This window comes from Thermomicrobiales bacterium, assembly GCA_023954495.1.
Lineage (GTDB): Bacteria > Chloroflexota > Chloroflexia > Thermomicrobiales > CFX8 > JAMLIA01.
Genome location: JAMLIA010000137.1, coordinates 1 through 3961, shown reverse-complemented (window position 1 = coordinate 3961; position 3961 = coordinate 1). Strand labels below are relative to the sequence as shown.

Here is a 3961-nt window from a genome sequence, read left to right as displayed (position 1 = left end):
TGACGGCGAAGTCCTGGTTCTCGATCTTCATCGTAATGCCGACCTTGGCCAGGTCTTCCTGGATCGCCAGCTGCTGCAGCTCGTTCGGCAGGTAACCGGTGTAGCCGTTGCAGACGAACTCGGCCTTGACGCCGTCCTTCTCGCGCACGTCGCCGTTGAGCGTCCAGCCGGCGGCGTCGAGGATGGAGGCGGCCTCGTCCGGGTCGTAGACCCAGGTGTCGACCTCGGCCATGATCCAGCCGACCGCCAGAACGGAGTCGATGATCACTGAGTCGTTCAGCACTTCGTTGGCGATACGGTCGCGGTTGATGGCGAAGCCGATCGCCTTGCGGAACTCCGGATCGCCGAAGAGCGGGTGCGGCGGCTCCACGCCGGCGTCGTTATCGAATGGCTTGGAGAGGTTGAAGCGCATGGCCACCGTCCAGATGCCCGGTGCGATGCGCGTCTGCACGACCTCGGAATCGCGGAACTTGTCGCTCGCCTCGGAGCCCGGCCAGAGCATGACGTGGGCATCGCCCTGCAGCATCTGGGCACTGCGCGACTCTTCAGACGGCACGACGAGGAAGTTGATCGCGTCGAGGTAGGGCTTGCCTTCCTCGCGATAGTCCTCATTCTTGACGACAGTGATGTGGTCAGCCGCCGCCCACTCCTCGAACTTGAACGGGCCGGTGCCGACTGGTGTGCGGTTGAAGTCCCAGTTCATCATGTCGCTGATCTCGCCGGTGGCGTGGCGCGGGATGATGTACTTGAACTGATCGACGTAGGCGGGGTTGAACTCGGAGTAGGTCACGACGACGGTCAGATCGTCGGGTGTCTCCACCGAGGCGACCTTGGTGAACTCGGATGCAAATGCCGAGCCGGCGTCAACATCGGACGCGGCCTCCCAGGAGAACTTGACGTCGTCGGACGTAAACGGCTCACCGTCGTGCCAGAGGACGCCCTCGCGCAGCTTCCAGGTGACGGTCAGCAGGTCTTCGGTGATGCCACCATTCTCGAGTGTCGGGATCTCGGCGGCCAGCACCGGGCTCCAGTCACCGTTCGGCAGCGTCTCGGCGAGCGGCTCCAGGATGACGGTCGTCACCTGCGAGGCGATGCTCGTCTGACCGATATAGGGGTTCATCGAGTCGGGGTCTTCGTAGAGCAGGTAGTTGACGGTGCCGCCCGATACCGGATCGCCCGGCGCAGGATCGACGTACCACGGCGTGTCGCCGGTCGAGCCTGTGTCCGGGCTGCTTGCGGCAGGCTCAGTCGCCTCGGCGCTATCGGCGCTGGTCGGCTCGCTGCCGGAGGCGGTCGGAGCAACGGTTGCCTCAGTCGAACCACCCTCGTCATCGTCGCCGCCGCAGGCTGCCAGCAGGTAGCCGATTGTCGGCACGCTCAGGCCGAGCGCGAGGCCACGCCGCATAACGTCGCGGCGGGACAGGCGGCTGGCCTGCCGAAACAGGTCAGCGCGCAATTCATTCAACGGTCGTTCGTCCATCGTGGTCACTCCTCTTACCCTCAACTGCGACCGGCGACTTGCCGTGAGAAACTGATGAGTTGTTCCTCGGAAATGCAGGCTGCGCAATCACGGCGAGCCTCAGCCAATGTGGCACAACTGCCGGCCACCGCCACAGCGACGGTTATCTGTTCCAATCGGCTATGACGATATACGTCCCCACCCGGCCCAATGGTTGTCCGACCGCCGGGGATGCTCTCATGCCCCCTGATTCGTGTCAACATCATACCGATTGGACCTGTAAACTCTGACAGGCCAGTATACCGTTGATTGACACTTTCCCTCCGCACATGAGACCATCGCGTCCGTCTCCTGCCCGCGACCGTGGCCGTTCGCACGCGTATGCGTATGCGCAGCACTCCGGCCAATGACAGGAGACAGCGCGCATTATTCGCGCGATGACAGGGAGAGTGAATGAAAGACTACGCAAGGTACAGCTTCTGGCTGGAGAACTCCGGGGACGATCTGACCGCGCGTCCGCCGCTGGATGAATCGATCTCAGTTGATGTCGCCATCCTTGGCGCAGGGTTCACCGGCCTCTGGACCGCCTACCACCTTCTGCAGCGCGATCCTTCATTAAAGGTTGTTGTGCTGGAGGCGGAGATCGCCGGATTCGGCGCATCCGGTCGCAATGGTGGCTGGTGCTTCTCCGGCTTCCCCTACTCACCGTCGGACCTGACCGAGAAGTACGGGCGTGACGCGGCGCGAGCCGTCTCGCTGGCCATGTACGAGACGGTCGACAACGTCGGCGAGGTCTGCGAGCGAGAGAACATCGACGCGCACTACGCCAAGGGCGGCGAGCTGGAGATCGCGCGCGCGGGATACGACCTGCCCAAGCTCGAAGAGATGTACAACGAGTACCGCTCGATCGGGCTGGAGGATCACTACCGCCTGTTCGACAAGGCCGAGACCGAGGAGCGCATCCGGGTCGCTGGCGCGGTCGGCTCGTTCTGGAATATGGAAGGCGCTGCCGTCCAGCCGGCGCGGCTCGCGCGCGGACTCGCCCACGCGGTCGAGCGCCACGGCGGCACGATCTACGAGCAGACCCGCGTGACGCAGTTCGTACCGGGCCCACTGCCGCGCCTCGATACCGAGCGGGGCAACGTCTCGGCGAAGGCGATTGTGCTGGCCGGCGAGGCGTATCTGTCGCAGATCCCGCAGGTCAGCCGCCGGATCGTCCCGGCCACATCGCACATCGTCATCACCGAGCCACTCTCGGACGAGATCTGGGAGCAGATTCGCTGGCAGCATCGCGATGTCGTTGGCGGCTTTGGCACGAAAGGCGGATACCTGAACCATACCGCTGATGGTCGGATCGCGTTTGGACCGTATCGCGGCAAGTACCCGTTCAATTCCGCTATTACCGACGAACTGAATCTGCAGGAGGAGATCTTCGAGCACGCGCGACAATCGGCGCTCGACTGGTTCCCGATGCTGGCCGGTACGCGCTTCACGCATTCGTGGGGCGGCGTCTTCGGCGTCCCGCGCGACCACATGCCGATCATGCAGTTCGACAAGCGCACTGGTGTCGGGATGGCCTATGGTTACAGCGGCGAGGGCGTGGCAACTGCCAACCTGTCAGGTCGGGTTCTGGCCGATCTGATCACCGAGGCCGATACCGATCTGACACGGCTGCCGATGACGCACCACACCCCGATGGAGTGGGAGCCCGAGCCAATCCGCTGGGCTGGTTACTCGCTGGTCCGACGCGGTCGCTATCGCGCCGCCGAGGAGGTCGAGCGTGCTGGCGCATATCCGGAGAAGCCGAGCTTCGCACAGCGGCTCTGGAGTGCTGAGATGCCGCGCGCCTGGCGCGCACTGTGGCGCATGGGTGGAGAGGATTAAACAATGTCGTTGAAGCTGGATCCGCAGACGGCGGCATCTTCGCCGGTCGAGGTCTGGGGGGAAATCAAGTCTGCCGTGGGTGGCACGATGGAAACACGCGGACGTGAGGTCTGGGTCAGCCCGGATGAGCGCGTCGGAACCGGCATCTGGGAGTGCGATGCCGGCACGTTCCGGGCGAGCTTCGCCGGACGCGGCGAATTCATTCAGATCGTCAGCGGACGCATGACCTGCACCGCAGAAGATGGCACTGTCGTCGAGCTTGGCCCTGGCGACGCAATGACCTTCCCACCGGGCTGGACGGGCGAGTGGAACGTGCATGAACCACTCCGCAAGCTGTATTGCGAGTTCAAGTCCGAATAGCTCACGACTCCTGCACCAACGCCCCGCACCTGCGGGGCGTTGAACATTGATGCGAGCAGGCGTATTGTGCCGTTATCAGTTCACCGCCACACCTGTGCCGACATGCTGGAAAGGCATCGCATTATGCACAACCGAGTTCTCAGGCGAGCGCGCATCGTTGGAGTCATCGCCGTCCTCTTCGCCGCGGCCAGCATCGCCTGGTCGGCGGCTGCCGAGACTCCGGCGACCGACGCCTTCCAGCGCACCTGGGCGCGCACC

Annotated in this window: 3 protein-coding genes; 2 read left to right on the top strand and 1 reads right to left on the bottom strand. The window is 63.9% G+C overall.

Features of this window, described 5'->3' with window-relative positions; genetic code table 11:
• A partial coding sequence (locus tag M9890_15515) for an ABC transporter substrate-binding protein (GenBank protein ID MCO5178362.1) occupies positions 1–1480 on the bottom strand: 1480 nt, incomplete at its 3' end.
• A gap of 432 nt (positions 1481–1912) precedes the next feature.
• Here M9890_15515 and M9890_15510 point away from each other — a divergent pair.
• Together M9890_15510 and M9890_15505 are read left to right on the top strand one after the other, a co-directional pair.
• On the top strand, positions 1913–3343 hold the full coding sequence (locus M9890_15510; GenBank protein ID MCO5178361.1) for an FAD-binding oxidoreductase: 1431 nt from the start codon (positions 1913–1915) through the stop codon (positions 3341–3343).
• A gap of 3 nt (positions 3344–3346) precedes the next feature.
• Positions 3347–3703: a cupin domain-containing protein gene (locus M9890_15505; GenBank protein MCO5178360.1), complete on the top strand. Its 357-nt coding sequence runs from the start codon at positions 3347–3349 to the stop codon at positions 3701–3703.
• Positions 3704–3961: the final 258 nt, after the last annotated feature.